Genomic DNA, 19607 nt, shown 5'->3' with positions numbered 1-19607 from the left:
AGCATCAGGACAGACAAGCAACGGATCACACAGGAGGGGGAGCCATGTCGACAGAGTGTTTCGACGTGACAACGAACAACGGCCGGACCGTGGCGGTATGGCGAGACAGCCCGTCGGACAACGCCGGCACCGGGCCGATCGTCGTCATGGCGCCGGGATTCGGCCAGCGGATGCGCAGCTCCGGGGTGCTCGCGCTGATGCTGGTCTACAACGGCGCCACGGTGTACCGGTTCGACGCGCTCGACCACGTCGGGATCAGCGACGGCGAGATCGTCGACTATTCCGTCACCGAGCTGATGCAGGCCCTCACGGCGGTCGTTGACAACGTGCGCAAGCGCGAGGGGGTGGAGACCGTCTCGATGGTCGCCACCAGCCTCTCCGCGCTGCCGGTGCTGCAGTTCGCGGCCGCCAACAAGTGCGCGGACAACATCGCGTTGATGCTGGGCGTGGTCAACGGCCGGAAGACCCTGCTCAAGGTGCTTGACGTCGACTACCTGGACTGGGAGCTGGACGACCTGCCCGACCGGGTACACATCGACAAGCACTCGGTGGACCCGCGCCCGATCGTCAGTGAGACCCGGGTCGTCAACTGGTGGGAGCTGTCGGCCACGATCGACGCGCTGTCCCAGCTCAACATCCCGGTACGCAACTTCGTCGCCGCCGACGACGACTGGGTGGACATCGCCGACGTACGCACCGCGTTCGAGGCCGCCGACCTCGACCAGAGCAATGTCATCGAGGTCGCCGTGTCCGGGCACGCGCTGCTGCGCAATCCGGTGGCTCTCAAGCAACTGCTGATGGACGTGACCCGCAGCCTGATCGGCGGTGACGACGAGCCGGTCATGCCGAGCTTCGAGGAGATCGTCGCGCTGCGCGGCTCGGAGCGCGAGCTCGAACGCCACCATGTGGCCACCCGCGAGGGCGGCCGGGCAGAACCCACGGAGTAGGTGCGATGAGCGTGGAACCGGCAACTCACGGCCAGGGCGAGACGGCGGCCGACCCGACAGCGGACTCGACCCTCATGGACGCCACGTACAGCGGCGTCTACGGCGAGATCTACCGCACGCACTGGTGGTGGCGGGCCCGCGAGCACCAGGTGCTGCACTACGTCGGCAAGCACGGCCGGTGGGCCGGCCGCCGGGCAAAGGTCCTCGACGTCGGCTGCGGCGACGGCTTCATCTGGCGCCGGCTCGAACCCTTCGGCGATGTCGAGGGGATCGAGCCGGACCGGGTGCTCGTGGCGCCCGATTCGCCGGTGCGCGACCGCATCGAGGTCGCGGACTTCGTGCAGGGACGGCCGCGCGGCGCCGATCACGACCTGGTGCTGATGCTCGATGTGCTCGAACACATCGACGACCAGGGCGCGGCGCTGCGCCGGGTGGCGTCCCTCCTCGGCCCCGACGGCCGGGGCGTGATCACGGTCCCCGCGCTCATGGCGCTGTGGAGCGAGTTCGACGAACTCAGCGGCCACTTCCGGCGATACACCCGCAAGTCCCTGCGTGCGGCGCTGGAGGGCGCGGGGCTGAGGGTGCTGGAGGTGCGCTACTACTACGCGTGGACGGTGCTGCCGCTGTTCCTGCGCCGGCTGCTCTTCAAGGCGGACGCCTCGGAGCACAGCCATTTCGTGAAGGCGCCCGCGCAGCCGGTCAACCGGCTGATGTACGGACTGAGCCGCATCGATCACTGGCTCACCCGCCGGCTGCCCGCGCCCGCCGGCAGCTCCCTCATCGCGGTGGTCTCCAGGACACCGTGACGGGCCCGAACCAACACCCTTAAGGAATGTGACATGTCGGAACATCGTGCGCGGGCCTCCCGCCGCGTCCTGGGGCTGATCGCCGCGGGCAGCACTCTGGCCCTCGCGGTGGTCATGCCCACGCTGGCCGATGCCCACGAGGCGAGTGTCGAATCCGCGGCGGAGATCGCCTGGGCCGACTGCGGTGAGGGCTCGGTGCCCGGGGCCCAGTGTGCGCAGATGGAGGTGCCGCTGGACTGGACGAAGCCGGGCGGGAAGAAGATCACCCTGGCCCTGTCGAAGCTGCCCGCGCTGGACAAGGAGAACCGGATCGGCCCGCTGCTGTTCAACCCGGGCGGCCCCGGTGGCTCCGGCATGGGGGCCGTGGCCTACAGCGACCTGCTCGCCATCGCGCCCGAATTCGCGCCGCTGCGCCAGCGGTTCGACCTCATCGGGTTCGACCCGCGCGGTGTCGGCCAGAGCACGCCGATCGCCTGCCCGAAGCCGCTGCACGACTCCGCGCTCAGTACGTTCCCGCGCACCCCGGCCGCCTACGAGCAGCTCAAGCGGTTCAACCAGACAGCCGGGCAGGCCTGCCGCGAGGCGACAGGTCCGCTGACAGACCACGTCGACACCGCCAGCGTCGTCTCCGACGTCGAAGCCCTGCGCAAGGCACTGGGCGCGCAGAAGATCTCGTGGCTCGGCCTGTCCTACGGCACCGAGATCGGCTCGCTCTACGCCCAGCGCCACCCGGACCGGGTGCGGACGATGGTGCTCGACGGCGTCGTCGACCACAGTCTGCCGACCCGCACCGCCGCGATCGACGAGGCCCGGGCCACGGAGAAGGCACTGCGGCGCTTCGCCGACTGGTGCCGCACCGACGAGCAGTGCGCCCTGCACGGCGCCGATGTGATCGCCACGTACGACGGCGTCATGACCGCGGCGCGCACCTCGGGCATCCCCGCGTCGAACCTCGGGCGCAAGGCCAACGCCGAGGAACTCGCCAACGGCGCGTACACCTACCTGACCCAGCCCTCCGCGTGGCCGCTCCTGGCCGGCGCGCTCGCGGCCGCCGCGGGCCTGGCCGGGGACGCCGACGCCACGGGCCTGGTCACCCCCGCCTCGTTCCTGCAGCCGGAGTACAAGGCTTACCGGACCGTGGGCTGCCACGACTTCGCGCCGAACACCCGCGGATTCGTCGACATGGCCGTGCAGTCCGCCCGCCTGCGGACGGTGGCCCCGCACACCTGGCGCTACTCGGAGTTCTGGGACTGGACCAGCGGCTGTGTGGGCTGGCCGGTGCCTGCTGCCAACCGGCCCGCCCCGCTGGAGGTCCACGGCGCGCCGCCCGTCCTGCTGGTCAACACCCGCTACGACGCGGCGACTCCGTACCGGTGGGCGCAGCGGCTCGCGGCGAAGATCGAGGGCAGCCGGCTGCTCACCGTCGAGGGCGACGGCCACACCGGCATCCTCAACTCCGCCTGCGCGCGCGGCCACGAGGCCCAGTACCTGGTGACCGGAAAGACGCCGCCGGCGGGCGCGACCTGCGCGGCCTCGCAGTCGGCCGCAGTCGCCAAGGCGTTCACCAGCGGCGGACTACGGTGAGCGGGACCGCCGGCGCTCCGTCCGCGCAGGACACCAAGGCCACTTTGGGCAAGGCCACGTATGAGGAGTGGCTCGGCCTGGTGGTGATCGTGCTGTGCTGCGTCCTCGTGGCGATGGACATCAGCGTGCTGTTCTACGCGGTGCCCTTCGTCGCGGCCGATCTCACCCCCAGCACCTCCGAGATGCTGTGGGTGATGGACATCTACGGATTCCTGCTGGCGGGCCTGCTGATCACGATGGGGGCGCTGGGGGACCGGATCGGGCGGCGCCGGCTGCTGCTGTTCGGCGCGGCGGGCTTCGGCGTCGCCTCCGTCCTCGCGGCCTACTCCAGCAGTCCCGGGCTGCTCATCGCCAGCCGAGCCCTGCTGGGGGTCGCGGGCGCGACGCTGGCGCCCTCCACGCTGTCGCTGATCCGCAACATGTTCCACGACGAGGGGCAGCGCCGCGCGGCGATCGGACTGTGGACCGCGGGCTTCGCCGCCGGCGCGATGCTCGGCCCCATCACGGCGGGCCTGCTCCTGGAGCGATTCTGGTGGGGCTCGGTCTTCCTCATCAACGTGCCGGTCATGATCCTGGTGCTCGTGCTCGGCCCGATCCTGCTGCCGGAGTTCCGCAGCCCAAGCCCGGAACGGTTCGACCTGTTCAGCGCGGCATTGTCGCTGGCGGCGGTGCTGCCGGTCGTCTACGGAGCCAAGAGGTTCGCAGAGGGCCACCTCGACTGGAAGTCGATCGTGCCCGTCGTCGCCGGACTCGCGGTCGGCGCGCTGTTCGTCCGGCGGCAGCGCCGCTCGCGCGACCCGCTCATCGACACCAAGCTGTTCCGTGACCGCGCGTTCAGCACCGCCATCGTCACCACCACGGTGGTGCAGTTCGCGATGCTCGGCATGATGATGCTCAGCTCGCAGTACGCGCTGTCGGTGCTGGGCCTGCGGCCGTTCGTCGCCTCGATGTGGCAACTGCCCGCGATCGCAACGCTGTTCCTCGGGCTCACGGTGGCGGGCGTGCTGGCCAAGCGGGTCCGGCCCGCGTCCATCGTCTGCACCGGGCTCACGGTCGCCGCCGTGGGCTTCGCGGTGATGAGCCTGGTGACCGCGGACAGCGGGCTGGCCATCATCGTGCTCGGCAGCAGCATCATGACCTCCGGGGTGGGCATGGTGGTGCTGCTGGCCACCGACGTCGTGGTCGCGACCGCTCCGCCGGAACGTGCGGGGTCGGCGTCGGCGCTGTCGGAGACCAGCAACGAGTTCGGCGGCGCCATCGGCATCGCGATGCTCGGGAGCATCGCGCTGACGGTGTACCGGCGCGAGGTGGAGGACGTCATCCCACCCGGTCTGCCGGCCACGGCGGGCGAAGCCACCCGCGGCACGCTCCAGGCGGCGATGGAGGTCGCCAAGTCCCTGCCGGACCCGGCGGGCGCGGCGCTCAAGCAGGGCAGCATCGAGGCGTTCACCGACGGGTTGCAGGTCGCGGTGCTCACCGGGTCGGCGATCCTGCTGGTCGTCGCCGCCGCTGCGGCGATCGCGCTGCGGCCGGTACGTATCGACGCCCACCAGGCGGGGGAGTGACAGCCGTGACCATCGAAGGGGCGGCCCTGCGCACGGCCCTGCGGCCGTACGCCTCGGGGATCGCGGTCCTCACCGCGGCGGATGCCGCGGGCCCCGCAGGAGTGACCATCACCTCGCTGACCTCGATCAGCACGGAACCCGCGCTGGTCTCCTTCGCACTGGCCGACACCTCATCCACCTGGCGCCGGATCAAGGACAACCAGTGGTTCGGGATCCAGATCCTGTCCGGCGACCAGATGGACGTGGCCAAGCGCTTCGCCACCCCCGGCACCGACCGGTTCGCCCCACCCACCCGCTGGCACACCGGCCCCCACGGCGTCCCCCTCCTCGACGGCTGCCTGTCCTGGCTGGTCTGCTCCCGCTACGACCGGATCAGGCTCGGCGACCACCACTTGGTCGTCGGCGCGGTGGCCCACGCGGAGGTCGGCGTGGGCGGGGACAGCCTGGTCCATCTGCATGGGGCGCTGCAGCCGGTCGCCTCCGTTGCTCTGACTAAGGCGAGCGTCGACTAGCGGCATCCTGCCCGGCACGTTCGCCTGTCCCAACGACATCGCGTATGTATGCCGTCAAGATGCGGGCGGCGCCGTGCCCGCCCAAGTACCTTCTCGTGAGCGGATGTTCGCGTCGGCTGACTCGGCGGCGCAGATGTCCCGGCTCTCAAGGGTGGGGATATGAACGGGTATTTGCTGGTGCCGTCTGTCGTCGTGGGCACGCTCATCGCGGCCAGTGGGATTGCCGCGATACGGACGGGCTGGCTGCCGAAGTGGCAGCGCAGGTATATCCAGCGGCCGCGTCTGTGGGGTTACGGGCAGCTGCTGATGGCCGCGTACCTCGGTCTTCAGGTGACCTTCGGTGTGCTGGCGGAGCCGGATGCCCGGTTCGTCGGCTCGGGCGTGGTGCTCGTGTTCATCGCCGCGGGGCTGCTGTGGGCCGCGCAGCGGCCGCCCCGGGCGGGCTGAGGCGGGGCTGGCGTGGCCGGTCGTCGCTAGTCCAGGCCGGAGACCTTGAAGACCGTCTGGGCCGTCTCACCGTCGATCCGCCGCGACAACTGCTTCAGGGCCGTGGCACCGCACAGCAGTGTCCCGCGGCCCAGGGAGGCGCGGGCGCCCGCGTCCACCAGTCGCCATAGTTGCGGATTGTCGATGAGGACATGCGGGTCCAGCTCGACGCGTCCGCCGTCCACGTCGCGCAGGACCAGCCGTTGCGCGACACCGTCGGACCAGCGCACCGCCACCAGGCGGTCCGTGTGCACTCTCCGTTCGCGCCACAGCCCGCGCGAGGCGAGCCAGCCCTCTCCGGCCGTGACCCTCGCCGGGTGCAGCACCACGAAGAGCAGGACGGAGAGGCCCGCCCACAGCGCGACGCGCGGGGCGGTGAGGCCACCGGCAGCGGTGTCGATCAGCAGGAGAAGCGCGAGGAGCAGTAGGGCGCAGCCGACTGCGGCTCGTAGCTCACCGGCCCACCCGGTGTTGGAAGCGTGCGTTCCGGGGGGCTCCACATGGTCGGCGTCGCGCCCCGGAACGGATCTCGTACTCCGTCCCATGCCACCGACGCTAGGCGCGCCGAGAGCTCGCTCCCGGTTCATTGATGAACCCCTGGCGCGGTGTCGGTCAGCTTTGACGTCTTCTTGACGGCCCCCGTCAAGAACGCGTGAAGGCATCGCCGTTTCGCGCCAAGAACGCGCCAGCGACAGCCGCGGCCGGTCGGATGCGGGCACACCCTGAGCGGACCTGGAACGAAGGAGCTGCCCGCATGTCCGTCCTGTCCACCGAGACCGGCACCGCGCCCGGCGCAGAGGAACCCCCGGATACCGACGCACGCCACAAACTCACCGCCCTGACCGGCCTGGCCGCGCTCTCCCTCGACGCCATGGCCTCGGTCGCGTACGGCCCCGAAGCGATCGTCCTGGTCCTCGCCGCGGCCGGCGGATACGGGCTGGGCTTCACGCTCCCCGTCACCGTGGCGATCGCCGCGCTGCTGGCCGTCCTCGTCGCCTCGTACCGGCAGGTCATCGCGGCCTTCCCGGACGGCGGCGGGAGCTACGCGGTAGCCAAGGAGCACCTGGGCCGCCGGACCAGCCTGGTCGCCGCGGCGTCCCTGGTCCTGGACTACGTCCTCAATGTGGCCGTCGCCGTCACGGCGGGCGTGGCCGCGCTTACCTCGGCCTTCCCCGGGCTGTACGGCGAGCGACTGTGGCTGTGCCTCGTCGTGCTCGTCCTGATCACTGCGGTGAACCTGCGCGGGATCGTCGACTCGGCCCGCGCGTTCATCGTGCCCACGATCGTCTTCGTCGGTTCGATCCTCGTCCTCATCACGGTCGGCCTGTTCCGCGACGCCCCGCTCTCCACCGAAGCGGCGACCGGCCACGCCTCCGTACTCGCCGACAACGCCACCACCGTCGGAGCCCTCCTGCTGCTGAAAGCCTTCGCGTCGGGGTGCTCGGCGCTGACGGGTGTCGAGGCGATCGCCAACGCCGTCCCGTCCTTCCGCGCCCCGGCCGTCCGCCGAGCTCAGGGTGCGGAGGTCGCTCTCGGGGCCCTGCTGGGAGTGATGCTGATCGGCCTGTCCGTGCTGATCTCCCGGTTCGGGCTGCAGCCGGTCGACGGCGTGACCGTGCTCGCGCAGCTCGCCGACGCGTCGTTCGGGCACAATCTCGCCTTCTACGTCGTCCAGTTCACCACCATGGTGCTGCTGGCGCTGTCCGCGAACACGTCCTTCGGCGGGCTGCCGGTCCTGCTCAAGCTGCTGGCCCGCGACAACTACCTGCCGCACGTCTTCGGTCTGAAGGCCGACCGGCAGGTCCACCGACACGGGGTCCTCGCCCTCGCGGCCGTCTCCGCCGCACTGCTGGTCTTCTCCGGCGGCGACACCAACACACTCGTGCCCCTCTTCGCCATCGGCGTCTTCGTCGGCTTCACCGTCGCCCAGACCGGCATGGTCATCCACTGGCGCCGGGTACGCGGGCCGCGCTGGGCGGGCAAGGCGCTCCTCAACGGCATGGGCGCACTGCTCACGGGTGTCAGTGCGGTCGTCGTCACCGCCACCAAGTTCCACGACGGCGCCTGGCTGATCGTGGTCGCCCTGCCCCTGCTGGTCGCCGGGTTCGAGTGCGTCCAACGTGCGTACGACCGGATCGGCGACCGGCTCGGGCTCGGCCGCATCCCCGAATCCCCGCACCGCGACCGCTCACTGGTCCTGGTCCCGGTCTCCTCCCTGACCCGGCTCACCAGCGAGGCCCTGACCGCGGCCGTGTCACTGGGCGACGAAGTGCGCGCGGTGACGGTCTGCCACCCCGATCCGGAGGACCGCGCGCAGACTGAGGCTCTGGAGCGGGACTGGGCGCTGTGGAATCCGGGCGTCCCGCTGGTGCGCATCTCCTCCGCCCGCCGCACGGTCGGCCGCCCGGTCGCCGCGTACGTACGCGAGATCGCGGCGGACCGTCCGGACACCCGGATCACGGTGCTCATTCCCGAGATCGAGCCGACCCGCCTGTGGCAGCGGCTGTTGCAGAACCAGCGCGGCGCTGTCGTCGCACACGCCGTACGCCGCGACACGGACGCCGTGATCTGCCGACTGAGGTTCCGGCTGTCGGATCTGCCCTGACGGTTGCGGCCGGTCTGGGTCGGGGGCGGCCCGGCAGGGCCGCCCCCTTGGTGGTCAGCGCCGGCGAATAATCGCCGCCTCATGAGTCCGGCCCGCTATTTCGAGGGCTCAACAGGAGTGGCCCGGAAGTAGGCTGTGGTGATTCCTCGGAAACCCGTGTGCCCAAGTGCGCCTGCGTGGCGTAAACACCACACCTCAGGATCGGCCTTGTTTTCCGCCGCATCGGAGGACTCGTCGCACGTTGTGCACTCTGCGATAAAGATCGGTCCGCTGCCCTCCTTGTCGGCGCTCAAGGTCCAGTCCGCGAACCGCATTACGGCGCGCGCTTTCGTAAACCTATCTTCGGGCGAGACCGCTTCAATTTGCCTCCTCCGAGTTCCGTCCATCAGCCGTCTCCCTCTCTTGGCGGCACAGACATCAGAGCCCATACGGACTTACCGACTCCGCCGCGTTCGCTCACGCCCCACTGGTCCGCAAGCGCACTTACCAGGACGAGCCCTCGCCCGCCCTCCGAGTCGCTGTCGGCGTCGCGCTTCTGTGGCCAACCGTCGGCGCTGTCGTGCACCTCGACGCGGACGCCGTCGCACGTCAGCTGATAGCGCGTTTCGATCTCTCGTCCCGGTGACACTCGCGCATGTCGCACGGCATTTGTGATCAATTCCGAGAGCACGACCAGAGCCGCGTCCTCAATCCGAGTCAGACCCCAGACGGCCAGAATCTTGCGTAGCTCGACACGGGCCAAACTGACGCAACGTGGGTGGCGGGCCCAACGACGCACCACCTCTGGGTTGTTCAGCGCTTCCTGTCGTTCCTGCATGCCTCAGAGGATGGCGAGTTCAGGCGTCTGCCGATTCCCGGCGATAGGGGTACCCATGATGGGTAAACTCCGCGAACAGAACGACTGCTAGTCCTTATGTACAAGCGGATTCGAGGCAACACGTGTCAGGAGACTTCTCGCCAGCAGCCTTACCCGGGCATGTGCTGGACCGAACCGATGTACAGTCCGCGCTGAAGCGGCACGACTTCGGCCAGGTGTTCAAGCTGGCCCGGCAGTGGGGCGGGATCAGTTTCCTGAAGATCGCTGATGCGTGCGACATCAAGCCCGAACGGGTGGGGAAGCTGGCCCGAGGCGAAGGGGCGATCACCACCTACGAGAAGATCGCGTACATCGCAGATGCCTTGGGAATCCCCGGCCACATGATCGGGCTGGCACCGCGCCCATGGGAACAGGCCCCTACACTCGCGTCTCCGACCAGCTCCGAGCTGGGCCCGCTCTTTGCGTCTGCCTCACTATTAGCGGACGCCCGCGAGTTCGGTGATCTGGGGACTGTCGATCTCGAAGGAGATGAAGTGCAGCGCAGGAAGTTCCTCGCAGCGTCGATAGGTGTCGCCACCGGCGCGGCCATGGCGCAAGGAGCTGCGGCCAGCCGTCGCATCGGACCGCGACAGGTGCAGCACCTGAAAAGGCGCGCAACCCGTCTCCGGAGTCTCGACGATGTGCTCGGTGGGGCTGATACGCGGCAGATGTACCGCGCCGAACTCGGCACCACGCTGAACCTGCTGCGCAACGCCTCCTACGCAGAAGCCACCGGCCGCCAGCTCCTCAGCCTGGTTGCCGAGCAGGCACAGCAAGCGGGTTGGGCAGCTTTCGACGCGGGTCACCAGGGTGAGGCATCCGCCCTCTACGAGAAGGCTCTTCAGGCGGCGACAGAAGCTGGTGACAGAGCGCTGGCAGGTAATTCGCTCGCGTTCATGGCCTATCAGCAGGTCAGCACCGGCACCTCTGGCGTAGCGACCGCAGCCGCATCATGCGAGACGGCAAGCCTGAATGCGCCCCCAACTGTGCGGGCACTCCTTTTCGAACGCCGCGCTTGGGCCCACGCCAAAGCAGGACAGGCCACGGAAACGGAGAAGGCTCTCGGCCAAGCCGAGGAGGCATTGACCGGGCATGGCAGCGATCGGCCAGGACCTGACTGGGCATCGTGGGTCGACACCCGCGAGCTCCAGATTATGAAAGGCCGCTGCTGGACTGAGCTGCACCGGCCACTACGAGCAGTGCCCGCTCTCGAGAGTGCCCTGGCAGACTTCAACGACGCCCACGCACGGGACAAGTCGCTGTACCTGACCTGGCTCGCGCACGCCTACCTGGACGCCGGGGAGGTCGAGCAGTCAACGGCAGTGATCACCAGGGCCATGGATCTTTCAGCCGGAATTGGGTCCGTCCGGCCGCAGCAGCGTGCGAACGAGTTCCTGCTGAGGCTTCAGCCGCACCGGACACTCACTCCCGTTGCTGAACTACTTGACCGCGCGGCCATGGTGATCACTTAGCCACGGTGCGGGCGATCCAGTCCAGGTACGCCGCAGATCCGGAGACAAAGGGCACCGCCGTGATCTCTGGATTCTGCCAGGGGTGGTGCTCCAGCAGGTGTGCTTCAAGGTCGGGGTACCGGGCGGTCGTGGTCTTGAAGATCACCTGCCACTCCTCGCCTTCACCGAACTCGCCCAGATGCCAAAAGAGCGACACAACGGGGCCCACCACTTGGACGCCCGCAGCCAGGCGCGCCTCTGTCGCAGTCTTCCCCAACACCACCGCCGCTTCACGACTCGCAGTCGCTGTGTAGACCTGCACGCAATCCGTCATGGCCCAGAGCCTAGACACGACCCGAAGGCCTTGCCCGCTGAGCCAGGGACCGTCAAGGCAGTGTTCAAGGTCCGGCTCATCGGCGCCAGGGATGCAGAACAGGCCGGGGCCTCACTCGACACCGCGGGCCCGGTTCTCGGCGGCTGATCGCCCGGTGTCCTCGCAGGTCGGACGGGTCGGCGTAAGAGAGCCGTCAAGAGCGTGCCCATAGCCGTAAGAGAGCCGTCAACGGCGCTCATGTCTGGCCGGAAACAGGCTTTCCTCTAGACGTCCGAGACATTTCCGAACCTCTTTCAGGAGCTCACGATGGCTGACCTGGCCTTCGTCGTCACCACGATCGCGGTCTTCGCGCTGGTGGCCGTCATCGCCAAGGGGGTGGCAAAGCTGTGACTGCCGAGAACATCGTCGGCCTGGTCGTGGCCGTCGCCCTGCTGGGTTACCTCGTCGTCGCCCTTGTGTACCCGGAGAGGTTCTGAGCACGGATATGAGCCCCTTCCTCGCCGGTGTGCTCCAGCTGCTCGCGCTCATCGCGGCGCTGGCTCTCGCGTACCGTCCGCTCGGCGACTACATGGCCCGGGTCTACTCCTCGACCAAGCATCTGCGGGTCGAGAAATGGATCTACAAGGCCATCGGCGCCAACCCCAACGCCGAGATGCGCTGGCCCGCCTACCTGCGCGGCGTCCTCGCCTTCTCCGCGGTCAGTGTCCTGTTCCTGTACCTGCTGCAGCGGATCCAGGGCAGCCTGCCCGGCTCGCTCGGCTTCTCCTCGATCGACCCGGACCAGGCGTTCAACACCGCTACGTCGTTCGTGTCGAACACCAACTGGCAGTCGTACTACGGCGAGCAGGCCATGGGCCACGTCGTACAGACCGGCGGCCTGGCGGTGCAGAACTTCGTCTCCGCCGCAGTGGGTATCGCGGTGGCGGTGGCCCTTGTACGCGGCTTCGCCCGCTCCCGCACCGGTGAGCTCGGCAACTTCTGGGCCGACATGGTGCGCGGCACCGTGCGGATCCTGATCCCGGTCTCCGTGATCGGCGCGATCGTGCTGGTCGCGTGCGGTGCCATCCAGAACTTCGCCGGCATCCACGAGGTCGGCCAGTTCATGGGCGGCAGCCAGCAGTGGAACGGTGGCGCGGTCGCCTCCCAGGAGGCCATCAAGGAGATCGGCACCAATGGTGGCGGTTACTTCAACGCCAACTCGGCCCATCCCTTCGAGAACCCGAACTCCTTCTCGAACCTCTTCGAGATCTTCCTGATCCTGCTGGTCCCGTTCGCGCTGACCCGCACGTTCGGCAAGATGGTCGGCTCGATCAAGCAGGGTTACGCGATCCTCGCCACGATGGTCACCATCTGGGTCGGCTTCGTGCTGCTCATGATGGCGACCGAGTTTGCGGGTCACGGTCCGGCGTTCGAGGTCGCGGGCGGTGCCCTGGAGGGCAAGGAGACCCGCTTCGGTATCGGCGCCTCGTCGATCTTCTCGATCTCCACGACGCTCACCTCGACCGGCGCGGTGGACTCCTTCCACTCGTCCAACACCGGTCTGGGCGGTGGCCTCAACCTGCTGGGTATGCAGCTGGGCGAGATCGCTCCCGGCGGTGTCGGCTCCGGCCTCTACGGCATGCTGATCATGGCGATCATCGCGGTGTTCATCGCGGGCCTGATGGTGGGCCGTACGCCCGAGTACCTCGGCAAGAAGATCGGCACCCGAGAGATCAAGCTCGCGGCCTGCTACATCCTCATTACCCCGGCGCTGGTGCTCTGCTTCACCGCCGCCGCGATGGCGCTGCCGACCCCGGTGAACTCGCTGACCAACTCCGGTGCGCACGGCTTCTCCGAGATCCTCTACGCCTACACCTCGGGCGCCAACAACAATGGCTCCGCCTTCGCGGGCCTGAACGCGGACACGCAGTGGTTCAACACCACCCTCGGTCTCGCGATGCTGCTCGGCCGGTTCCTGCCGATGGTGTTCGTGCTTGCGCTCGCGGGCTCGCTCGCCGAGCAGAAGCCGGTCCCGGAGACCGCAGGAACCCTGCGCACCAACAAGCCGCTGTTCACCGGGCTGCTGGTCGGCACGATCCTGATCATCACCGGTCTGACCTACTTCCCGGCCCTGGCGCTGGGTCCGCTCGCCGAGGGGCTGGCGTCATGACCACCAACGTAAAGAAGCATGAGGAGCCCGGCTCCATGTCCACTGCCACTGCGACCCGTGCGCCGCACTCCGATGTGCCGACCGGTCACAAGACCGAGCCCGGCCGCGTCGGCGGGGGGCTCTTCGACCCCAAGCAGCTGATCAAGTCCTTCCCCGACGCCGTCCGCAAACTCGACCCGCGGGTGATGATCAAGTCGCCCGTGATGTTCGTGGTGCTGATCGGCTCGGTGGTCACCACCGTGCTGGCGCTCAAGGACCCGACCGACTGGTTCGGCTGGGCGATCGCGGCGTGGCTGTGGCTGACCACGATCTTCGCCAATCTGGCGGAGGCGGTGGCCGAGGGCCGCGGCAAGGCGCAGGCCGACACCCTTCGCAAGGCCAAGACCGACACGGTCGCGCGCCGCCTGACCGGCACGACCGAGGAGCGGGTGCCCGGCACCGAGCTGCGCGTCGGCGACCTGGTGGTCTGCGAGGCCGGCGACATCATTCCCGGCGACGGTGACGTCGTCGAGGGTGTCGCGTCGGTCGACGAGTCGGCCATCACCGGTGAGTCGGCTCCGGTCATCCGGGAGTCCGGCGGTGACCGGTCCGCGGTCACCGGCGGTACGAAGGTGCTGTCCGACCGGATCGTCATCAAGGTCACGACGAAGCCGGGCGAGACCTTCATCGACCGCATGATCGCCCTGGTCGAGGGCGCGGCCCGGCAGAAGACGCCCAACGAGATCGCGCTCAACATCCTGCTCGCGTCGCTGACGATCGTCTTCCTGCTCGCGGTCGTCACGCTGCAGCCGTTCGCGAAGTACGCCGGCGCCGAGCAGTCGCTGATCGTGCTGACCGCGCTGCTGGTCTGCCTGATCCCGACCACCATCGGCGCACTGCTGTCCGCGATCGGTATCGCGGGCATGGACCGCCTGGTGCAGCGCAACGTCCTGGCGATGTCCGGCCGTGCGGTCGAGGCGGCGGGCGATGTGTCGACGCTGCTGCTCGACAAGACGGGCACCATCACCCTCGGCAACCGCCAGGCCGCCGAGTTCGTACCCGTCAAGGGCGTCACGGAGGCCGAGCTGGCGGATGCCGCACAGCTGTCCTCGCTCGCCGACGAGACGCCCGAGGGCCGCTCGATCGTGGTCCTGGCGAAGGAGAAGTACGGGCTGCGGGAGCGGCACCAGGGCGAGCTGATCGACGCCGACTGGGTGCCCTTCACCGCCCAGACCCGCATGTCGGGTGTCGACCTCGTCGAGGACGGCACCGGGCGCAAGGTCCGCAAGGGCGCGACCGCCTCGGTGATGGCATGGGTGAAGGAACAAGGCGGCCGGGTCACCGACGACGCCGACACCATCGCCAACAAGATCTCCCAGGCCGGCGGCACCCCGCTGCTGGTCGCCGTCGAGGACGACAAGGGCGCTCGCGTGCTCGGTGTCATCCACCTCAAGGACGTCGTCAAAGACGGCATGCGCGAGCGGTTCGACGAACTGCGCCGCATGGGCATCAAGACCGTCATGATCACGGGCGACAACCCGCTGACCGCCAAGGCGATCGCGGAAGAGGCGGGCGTGGACGACTTCCTCGCCGAGGCCACTCCCGAGGACAAGATGGCGCTGATCAAACGCGAGCAGGCCGGTGGAAAGCTCGTCGCGATGACCGGCGACGGCACCAACGACGCCCCGGCGCTGGCCCAGGCGGACGTCGGCGTGGCCATGAACACCGGTACCTCGGCCGCCAAGGAGGCCGGGAACATGGTGGACCTGGACTCCAACCCGACCAAGCTCATCGAGATCGTCGAGATCGGCAAGCAACTCCTCATCACCCGGGGAGCGTTGACGACCTTCTCGATCGCCAACGACGTCGCGAAGTACTTCGCGATCATCCCGGCGATGTTCGCGGTGGTCTACCCGGGCCTGGACAAGCTCAACATCATGAACCTGGCCAGCCCGGAGTCGGCGATCCTGTCGGCCGTCATCTTCAACGCGCTGATCATCATCGCGCTGGTGCCGCTCGCCCTGAAGGGCGTGCAGTACCGGCCGACCAGCGCGGACAAGATGCTGCGGCGCAACATCGGGATCTACGGCCTGGGCGGCCTGATCGCCCCGTTCATCGGCATCAAGCTCATCGACCTGCTCATCTCCCTCATCCCTGGCATCGGGTGACGTCATGAACAACTCTCTCAGCAGCACCGCACGGCTCCTCGGGGCAGGGCTTCGCGCCCTCCTCGTCCTGACCGTCATCTGCGGCGTCATCTACCCGCTCGCCGTCACCGGCGTCGCGCAGGCCCTGTTCAACGACAAGGCCAACGGCTCCGAGATCAAGTCCCGCGGCAAGGTGGTCGGTTCGGAGCTGATCGGCCAGACCTACAACCTGCCGAAGAAGGACCCCAACAGTGCGGAGGAGGCGGCGGTCCCGGACCTGAAGTGGTTCCAGCCGCGCCCGTCCAACGGCCTCGGCACCAACAGCGTGAACACCCAGTACTCGCTGATCCTGTCCGGTGCGACAAACCGCTCCGGCGACAACGGCGCGGTCGACGGCCGCTGCCCGACCGACGCGAAGGACGCGGAGGACGGCACCCTCTGCAAGTGGGTCGTCGAGGCGAAGGCCGCCGTGGTCAAGGGCAACTCGGTGCCCGGCTACAAGGTCAAGCCCTCGGACGTGCCGGCCGACGCCGTCACCTCCTCCGGCTCCGGCCTGGACCCGGACATCTCCCCGGAGTACGCCAAGCTCCAGATCCACCGCGTCGCGGAGAAGAACCACCTCTCCGTAGCCCAGGTGGAGAAGCTCGTCGCGGACAACACCGACGGCCGGATCCTCGGCTTCATGGGAGAGCCGACGGTGAACGTCCTCAAGCTCAACATCGCACTCAAGGCACTCACCGGGAAGTGATCGTCTTACGTCGGCGGGCGGGAGTCCGAGGCCCGAGGAACCTCCTCGGGTCTTCGGCTCCCTCCCCAGCCCATGACGAGATTCTCCTCGCGCACAACAGAAAGGGCACACCGATGACCCGGGTGCTGGTGGTGGAGGACGAGCCGCAGCTCGTGCGGGCTCTCGAGATCAATCTCAAGGCACGCAAGTACGAGGTGGACTCGGCGCCCGACGGAGGGACGGCTCTTCGGCTGGCCGCCTCGCGCCACCCCGACGTGGTTCTGCTGGATCTCGGGCTGCCCGACATGGACGGCATCGACGTGATCAAAGGGATCCGCGGGTGGAGCCGGGTGCCGATCCTCGTGGTCTCCGCCCGGCGGACCTCCGACGAGAAGGTCGTGGCGCTGGACGCCGGCGCCGACGACTACATCACCAAGCCCTTCAGCATGGACGAAATGCTGGCCCGGCTTCGGGCCGCATCCCGCCGGACCTCGCCGGTGGCACCTTCCGGCGATTCGGTGATGGTCGCGACCGAGGCCTTCACGGTCGATCTGCCGGCGAAGAAGGTCACGCGGGAGGGCCGCGACGTCCGCCTCACGCCGACCGAGTGGCACCTGCTGGAAGTACTGATCCACCATCGCGGGCGGCTCGTCAGCCAGAAGCAGCTGCTGCAGGAGGTGTGGGGCCCCACGTATGGCACGCAGGCCAACTACCTGCGTGTCTACATGGCACAGCTACGGCGCAAACTCGAACCAGACCCTTCGCATCCCCGGTATCTCATCACTGCCCCCGGCATGGGCTACCGCTTCGAGATGTGAGGCACTCCGCGGGCCGGCAGGCAGCTGTGAACGTGGACCTGTAAACCAGCCATTCGACTGCAAAGATCGGAATCATGGGACGCGGCAAGCTCCGGATCTACCTCGGCGCGGCGCCGGGCGTCGGCAAGACGTACGCGATGCTCTCCGAGGCGCACCGCCGGATCGAGCGGGGCACCGACTGTGTGGTCGCGTTCGTGGAACACCACAATCGGCCCCGCACCGAAGTGATGCTGCACGGCCTCGAGCAGATCCAGCGCTGCGAGATCGAGTACCGGGACACCGTCTTCACCGAGATGGACGTCGACGCGGTGCTGGAGCGCCGCCCGGCCGTCGCGCTCGTGGACGAACTCGCCCACACCAATGTGCCGGGCTCCCGCAACGCCAAGCGCTGGCAGGACGTCGAAGAGCTGCTCCAGGCCGGTATCGATGTCGTCTCCACGGTCAACATCCAGCACCTCGAATCGCTCGGTGACGTGGTGGAGTCGATCACCGGCGTGCGGCAGCGCGAGACCGTCCCCGACGAAGTGGTCCGCCGCGCCGACCAGATAGAGCTGGTCGACATGTCGCCCCAGGCGCTGCGCCGCCGGATGGCCCACGGCAACATCTACAAGCCGGACAAGGTCGACGCGGCCCTCTCCAACTACTTCCGTCCCGGCAACCTCACCGCCCTGCGCGAGCTGGCGCTGCTGTGGACGGCAGACCGGGTCGACGAGTACCTGCAGGAGTACCGCACCGAGCACCGGGTCTCCAAGATCTGGGGCTCCCGCGAACGCATCGTTGTCGGCCTCACCGGCGGATCCGAGGGCCGCACTCTCATCCGCCGCGCCGCCCGCCTCGCTGAGAAGGGCGCCGGAGGCGAGGTGATGGCGGTCTACATCGCCCGCAGCGACGGGCTGACCTCCGCATCACCCAAGGAACTCGCCGTCCAGCGCACCCTCGTCGAAGACCTCGGCGGCACTTTCCACCACGTCATAGGCGACGATGTCCCCTCTGCCCTGCTCGACTTCGCGCGCGGGGTGAATGCCACCCAGATCGTGCTCGGCGTCAGCCGCCGCCGGACCTGGCAGTACGTCCTCGGCCCCGGCGTCAGCGCCACCGTCGCCCGCGAATCGGGACCCGACCTCGACGTCCACATCGTCACCCACGAAGAGGCGGCCAAGGGCCGGGGTTTGCCCGTGGCCCGCGGCGCCCGCCTCGGCCGCGCCCGGATCATCTGGGGCTGGCTCGTCGGGGTCATCGGCCCCGTCCTGCTGACCCTCCTGCTCGACGGCATCGCCCCCGACGTCGGCCTTGCCAACGACATGCTGCTGTTCCTGACGCTGACGGTGGCCACCGCGCTGATCGGCGGGCTGCTGCCGGCGCTGGCCTCCGTCGCGTGGGGTTCGCTGCTGCTGAACTACTACTTCACGCCGCCGCTGCACAAGCTCACCATCGCGGACCCCAGGAACATCGTTGCCATCGTGATCTTCATCGCGGTGGCGATCTCGGTCGCCTCCGTCGTGGACCTGGCCGCCCGCCGAACCCACCAGGCAGCGAGGCTACGTGCCGAGTCAGAGATCCTCTCCTTCCTCGCGGGCAACGTGCTGCGCGGCGAGTCGAGCCTGGATTCGCTCCTGGAGCAGGTCCGCGAGACCTTCAACATGGAATCGGTGGCCCTACTGGAGCGCGAGAGCGACGTCGAACCTTGGACCTGCACCGGCAGCGTCGGGACGACCCGTCCGCTCGCGCGCCCCGAGGACGCGGACGTCGACATGCCCGTCGGCGACCACATGGCGCTCGCACTCTCCGGCCGGGTCCTGCCCGCCGAGGACCGCCGCGTGCTGGCTGCCTTCGCCGCCCAGGCAGCCGTCGTACTCGACCGCCAGCGCCTGCTCGGGGAGGCCGAACAGGCCCGCGAACTCGCCGAGGGCAACCGCATCCGCACCGCCCTGCTCGCCGCGGTCAGCCATGACCTGCGGACACCACTGGCCGGCATCAAGGCCGCCGTGTCCTCGCTCAGGTCCGACGACGTCGAGTGGTCCGAGGCGGACCGCGCCGAGCTCCTCCAAGGCATCGAGGAAGGCGCGGACCGGCTCGACCACCTGGTCGGCAACCTCCTCGACATGTCCCGCCTCCAGACCGGCACCGTCACCCCGCTCATCCGGCAGGTCGACCTCGACGAAGTCGTCCCGATGGCACTCCTCGGCGTACCGGAGGACTGCGTCGTCCTCGACATCCCCGAAGTCCTGCCGATGGTTGCGGTCGACCCGGGCCTGCTGGAGCGCACGGTCGCCAACATCGTCGAGAACGCCGTCAAGTACGCCCCCGACGGCGAGGCCGTGGTGGTGTCGGCCAGCGCGATCGCCGACCGCGTGGAAGTCCGGGTGACGGACCGCGGCCCCGGCGTCCCCGATCAGGCCAAGGACCGTATCTTCGCGCCTTTTCAGCGCTACGGCGACGCCCCGCGCGGCGCCGGAGTCGGCCTCGGTCTTGCGGTCGCCCGCGGCTTCGCCGAAGCGATCGGCGGCACGCTGACCGCGGAGGACACCCCCGGCGGCGGCATGACCATGGTCCTCACGCTGCCCGCCGCGGTTGGCCGTACGCAGGCCCGCCCCGACCTTTCGGCCAAAGCCACGTCCTGAAGGGTTCCGCCCCCGTGGAC

General features: G+C 68.7%; 18 protein-coding genes. 14 read left to right on the top strand and 4 right to left on the bottom strand.

The window, feature by feature from the left end; all coding sequences use genetic code 11:
* The first annotated feature begins 44 nt into the window (after positions 1-44).
* The 6 genes from OG905_RS03395 (at position 45) to OG905_RS03370 (ending at position 5861) form a co-directional block, all read left to right on the top strand.
* Positions 45-947 carry a hypothetical protein gene (locus OG905_RS03395; protein ID WP_328666092.1) on the top strand — a complete coding sequence of 301 codons (903 nt, stop codon included), beginning with the start codon at positions 45-47 and terminating at the stop codon, positions 945-947.
* A 5-nt stretch (positions 948-952) separates the two neighbouring features.
* Positions 953-1753 (top strand): class I SAM-dependent methyltransferase, encoded by an 801-nt coding sequence (locus OG905_RS03390; protein ID WP_328666091.1) that lies wholly within the window; start codon positions 953-955, stop codon positions 1751-1753.
* 33 nt (positions 1754-1786) lie between these two features.
* On the top strand, positions 1787-3337 hold the full coding sequence (locus tag OG905_RS03385) for an alpha/beta hydrolase (RefSeq protein ID WP_328666090.1): 1551 nt from the start codon (positions 1787-1789) through the stop codon (positions 3335-3337).
* A complete protein-coding gene (locus OG905_RS03380) occupies positions 3334-4902 on the top strand; it encodes an MFS transporter (RefSeq protein ID WP_328666089.1) in 1569 nt (522 codons plus the stop codon). The genes OG905_RS03385 and OG905_RS03380 overlap by 4 nt, the downstream gene beginning before the upstream one ends.
* Positions 4903-4907: 5 nt before the next feature.
* Positions 4908-5414 carry a flavin reductase family protein gene (locus OG905_RS03375; RefSeq protein ID WP_328666088.1) on the top strand — a complete coding sequence of 169 codons (507 nt, stop codon included), beginning with the start codon at positions 4908-4910 and terminating at the stop codon, positions 5412-5414.
* A 159-nt stretch (positions 5415-5573) separates the two neighbouring features.
* Positions 5574-5861 carry a hypothetical protein gene (locus tag OG905_RS03370; protein ID WP_328666087.1) on the top strand — a complete coding sequence of 96 codons (288 nt, stop codon included), beginning with the start codon at positions 5574-5576 and terminating at the stop codon, positions 5859-5861.
* Between the two features lie 26 nt (positions 5862-5887).
* Here the strand turns inward: OG905_RS03370 and OG905_RS03365 are convergent, their stop codons facing one another.
* Positions 5888-6445: a hypothetical protein gene (locus OG905_RS03365; protein WP_328666086.1), complete on the bottom strand. Its 558-nt coding sequence runs from the start codon at positions 6443-6445 to the stop codon at positions 5888-5890.
* A gap of 209 nt (positions 6446-6654) precedes the next feature.
* Here OG905_RS03365 and OG905_RS03360 point away from each other — a divergent pair, with 209 nt between their 5' ends.
* Positions 6655-8505 carry an APC family permease gene (locus OG905_RS03360; RefSeq protein ID WP_328666085.1) on the top strand — a complete coding sequence of 617 codons (1851 nt, stop codon included), beginning with the start codon at positions 6655-6657 and terminating at the stop codon, positions 8503-8505.
* A 95-nt stretch (positions 8506-8600) separates the two neighbouring features.
* On the opposite strand, the gene OG905_RS39050 is transcribed toward OG905_RS03360, so the two are convergent.
* Both OG905_RS39050 and OG905_RS03355 read right to left on the bottom strand, forming a co-directional pair.
* Positions 8601-8891: a DUF7848 domain-containing protein gene (locus OG905_RS39050; protein WP_443043887.1), complete on the bottom strand. Its 291-nt coding sequence runs from the start codon at positions 8889-8891 to the stop codon at positions 8601-8603.
* A complete protein-coding gene (locus tag OG905_RS03355) occupies positions 8891-9322 on the bottom strand; it encodes an ATP-binding protein (RefSeq protein WP_328666084.1) in 432 nt (143 codons plus the stop codon). Before OG905_RS03355 ends, OG905_RS39050 begins: the two co-directional genes overlap by 1 nt.
* A gap of 161 nt (positions 9323-9483) precedes the next feature.
* On the opposite strand from OG905_RS03355, the gene OG905_RS03350 reads away from it, so the two are divergent.
* Positions 9484-10833: an XRE family transcriptional regulator gene (locus tag OG905_RS03350; RefSeq protein WP_328666083.1), complete on the top strand. Its 1350-nt coding sequence runs from the start codon at positions 9484-9486 to the stop codon at positions 10831-10833.
* Here the strand turns inward: OG905_RS03350 and cutA are convergent.
* Entirely contained in the window at positions 10826-11146 is a 321-nt protein-coding gene (gene cutA / locus OG905_RS03345; RefSeq protein WP_328666082.1) for a divalent-cation tolerance protein CutA, read from the bottom strand. The genes OG905_RS03350 and cutA overlap by 8 nt on opposite strands.
* Before the next feature lie 386 nt (positions 11147-11532).
* Between cutA and kdpF the strand changes: the two genes are divergently transcribed.
* The 6 genes from kdpF to OG905_RS03315 all read left to right on the top strand — a co-directional run bounded on the left by kdpF (position 11533) and on the right by OG905_RS03315 (position 19587).
* A complete protein-coding gene (gene kdpF / locus OG905_RS03340) occupies positions 11533-11622 on the top strand; it encodes a K(+)-transporting ATPase subunit F (protein ID WP_328666081.1) in 90 nt (29 codons plus the stop codon).
* 8 nt (positions 11623-11630) lie between these two features.
* Entirely contained in the window at positions 11631-13295 is a 1665-nt protein-coding gene (gene kdpA / locus OG905_RS03335; RefSeq protein WP_328666080.1) for a potassium-transporting ATPase subunit KdpA, read from the top strand.
* A complete protein-coding gene (kdpB, locus tag OG905_RS03330; protein WP_328666079.1) occupies positions 13292-15442 on the top strand; it encodes a potassium-transporting ATPase subunit KdpB in 2151 nt (716 codons plus the stop codon). Before kdpA ends, kdpB begins: the two co-directional genes overlap by 4 nt.
* A gap of 4 nt (positions 15443-15446) precedes the next feature.
* A complete protein-coding gene (locus OG905_RS03325; RefSeq protein WP_328666078.1) occupies positions 15447-16169 on the top strand; it encodes a potassium-transporting ATPase subunit C in 723 nt (240 codons plus the stop codon).
* A gap of 113 nt (positions 16170-16282) precedes the next feature.
* Complete coding sequence (locus OG905_RS03320) at positions 16283-16966, top strand: response regulator transcription factor (RefSeq protein ID WP_328666077.1); 684 nt, start codon at positions 16283-16285, stop codon at positions 16964-16966.
* Between the two features lie 74 nt (positions 16967-17040).
* Entirely contained in the window at positions 17041-19587 is a 2547-nt protein-coding gene (locus tag OG905_RS03315) for a sensor histidine kinase KdpD (RefSeq protein WP_328666076.1), read from the top strand.
* Positions 19588-19607: the final 20 nt, after the last annotated feature.

The organism is Streptomyces sp. NBC_00322 (genome assembly GCF_036147535.1).
Classification (GTDB): domain Bacteria; phylum Actinomycetota; class Actinomycetes; order Streptomycetales; family Streptomycetaceae; genus Streptomyces.
Note: the sequence above shows the minus strand (reverse complement) of the source record. Positions and strands in the feature narration are given on the sequence as shown.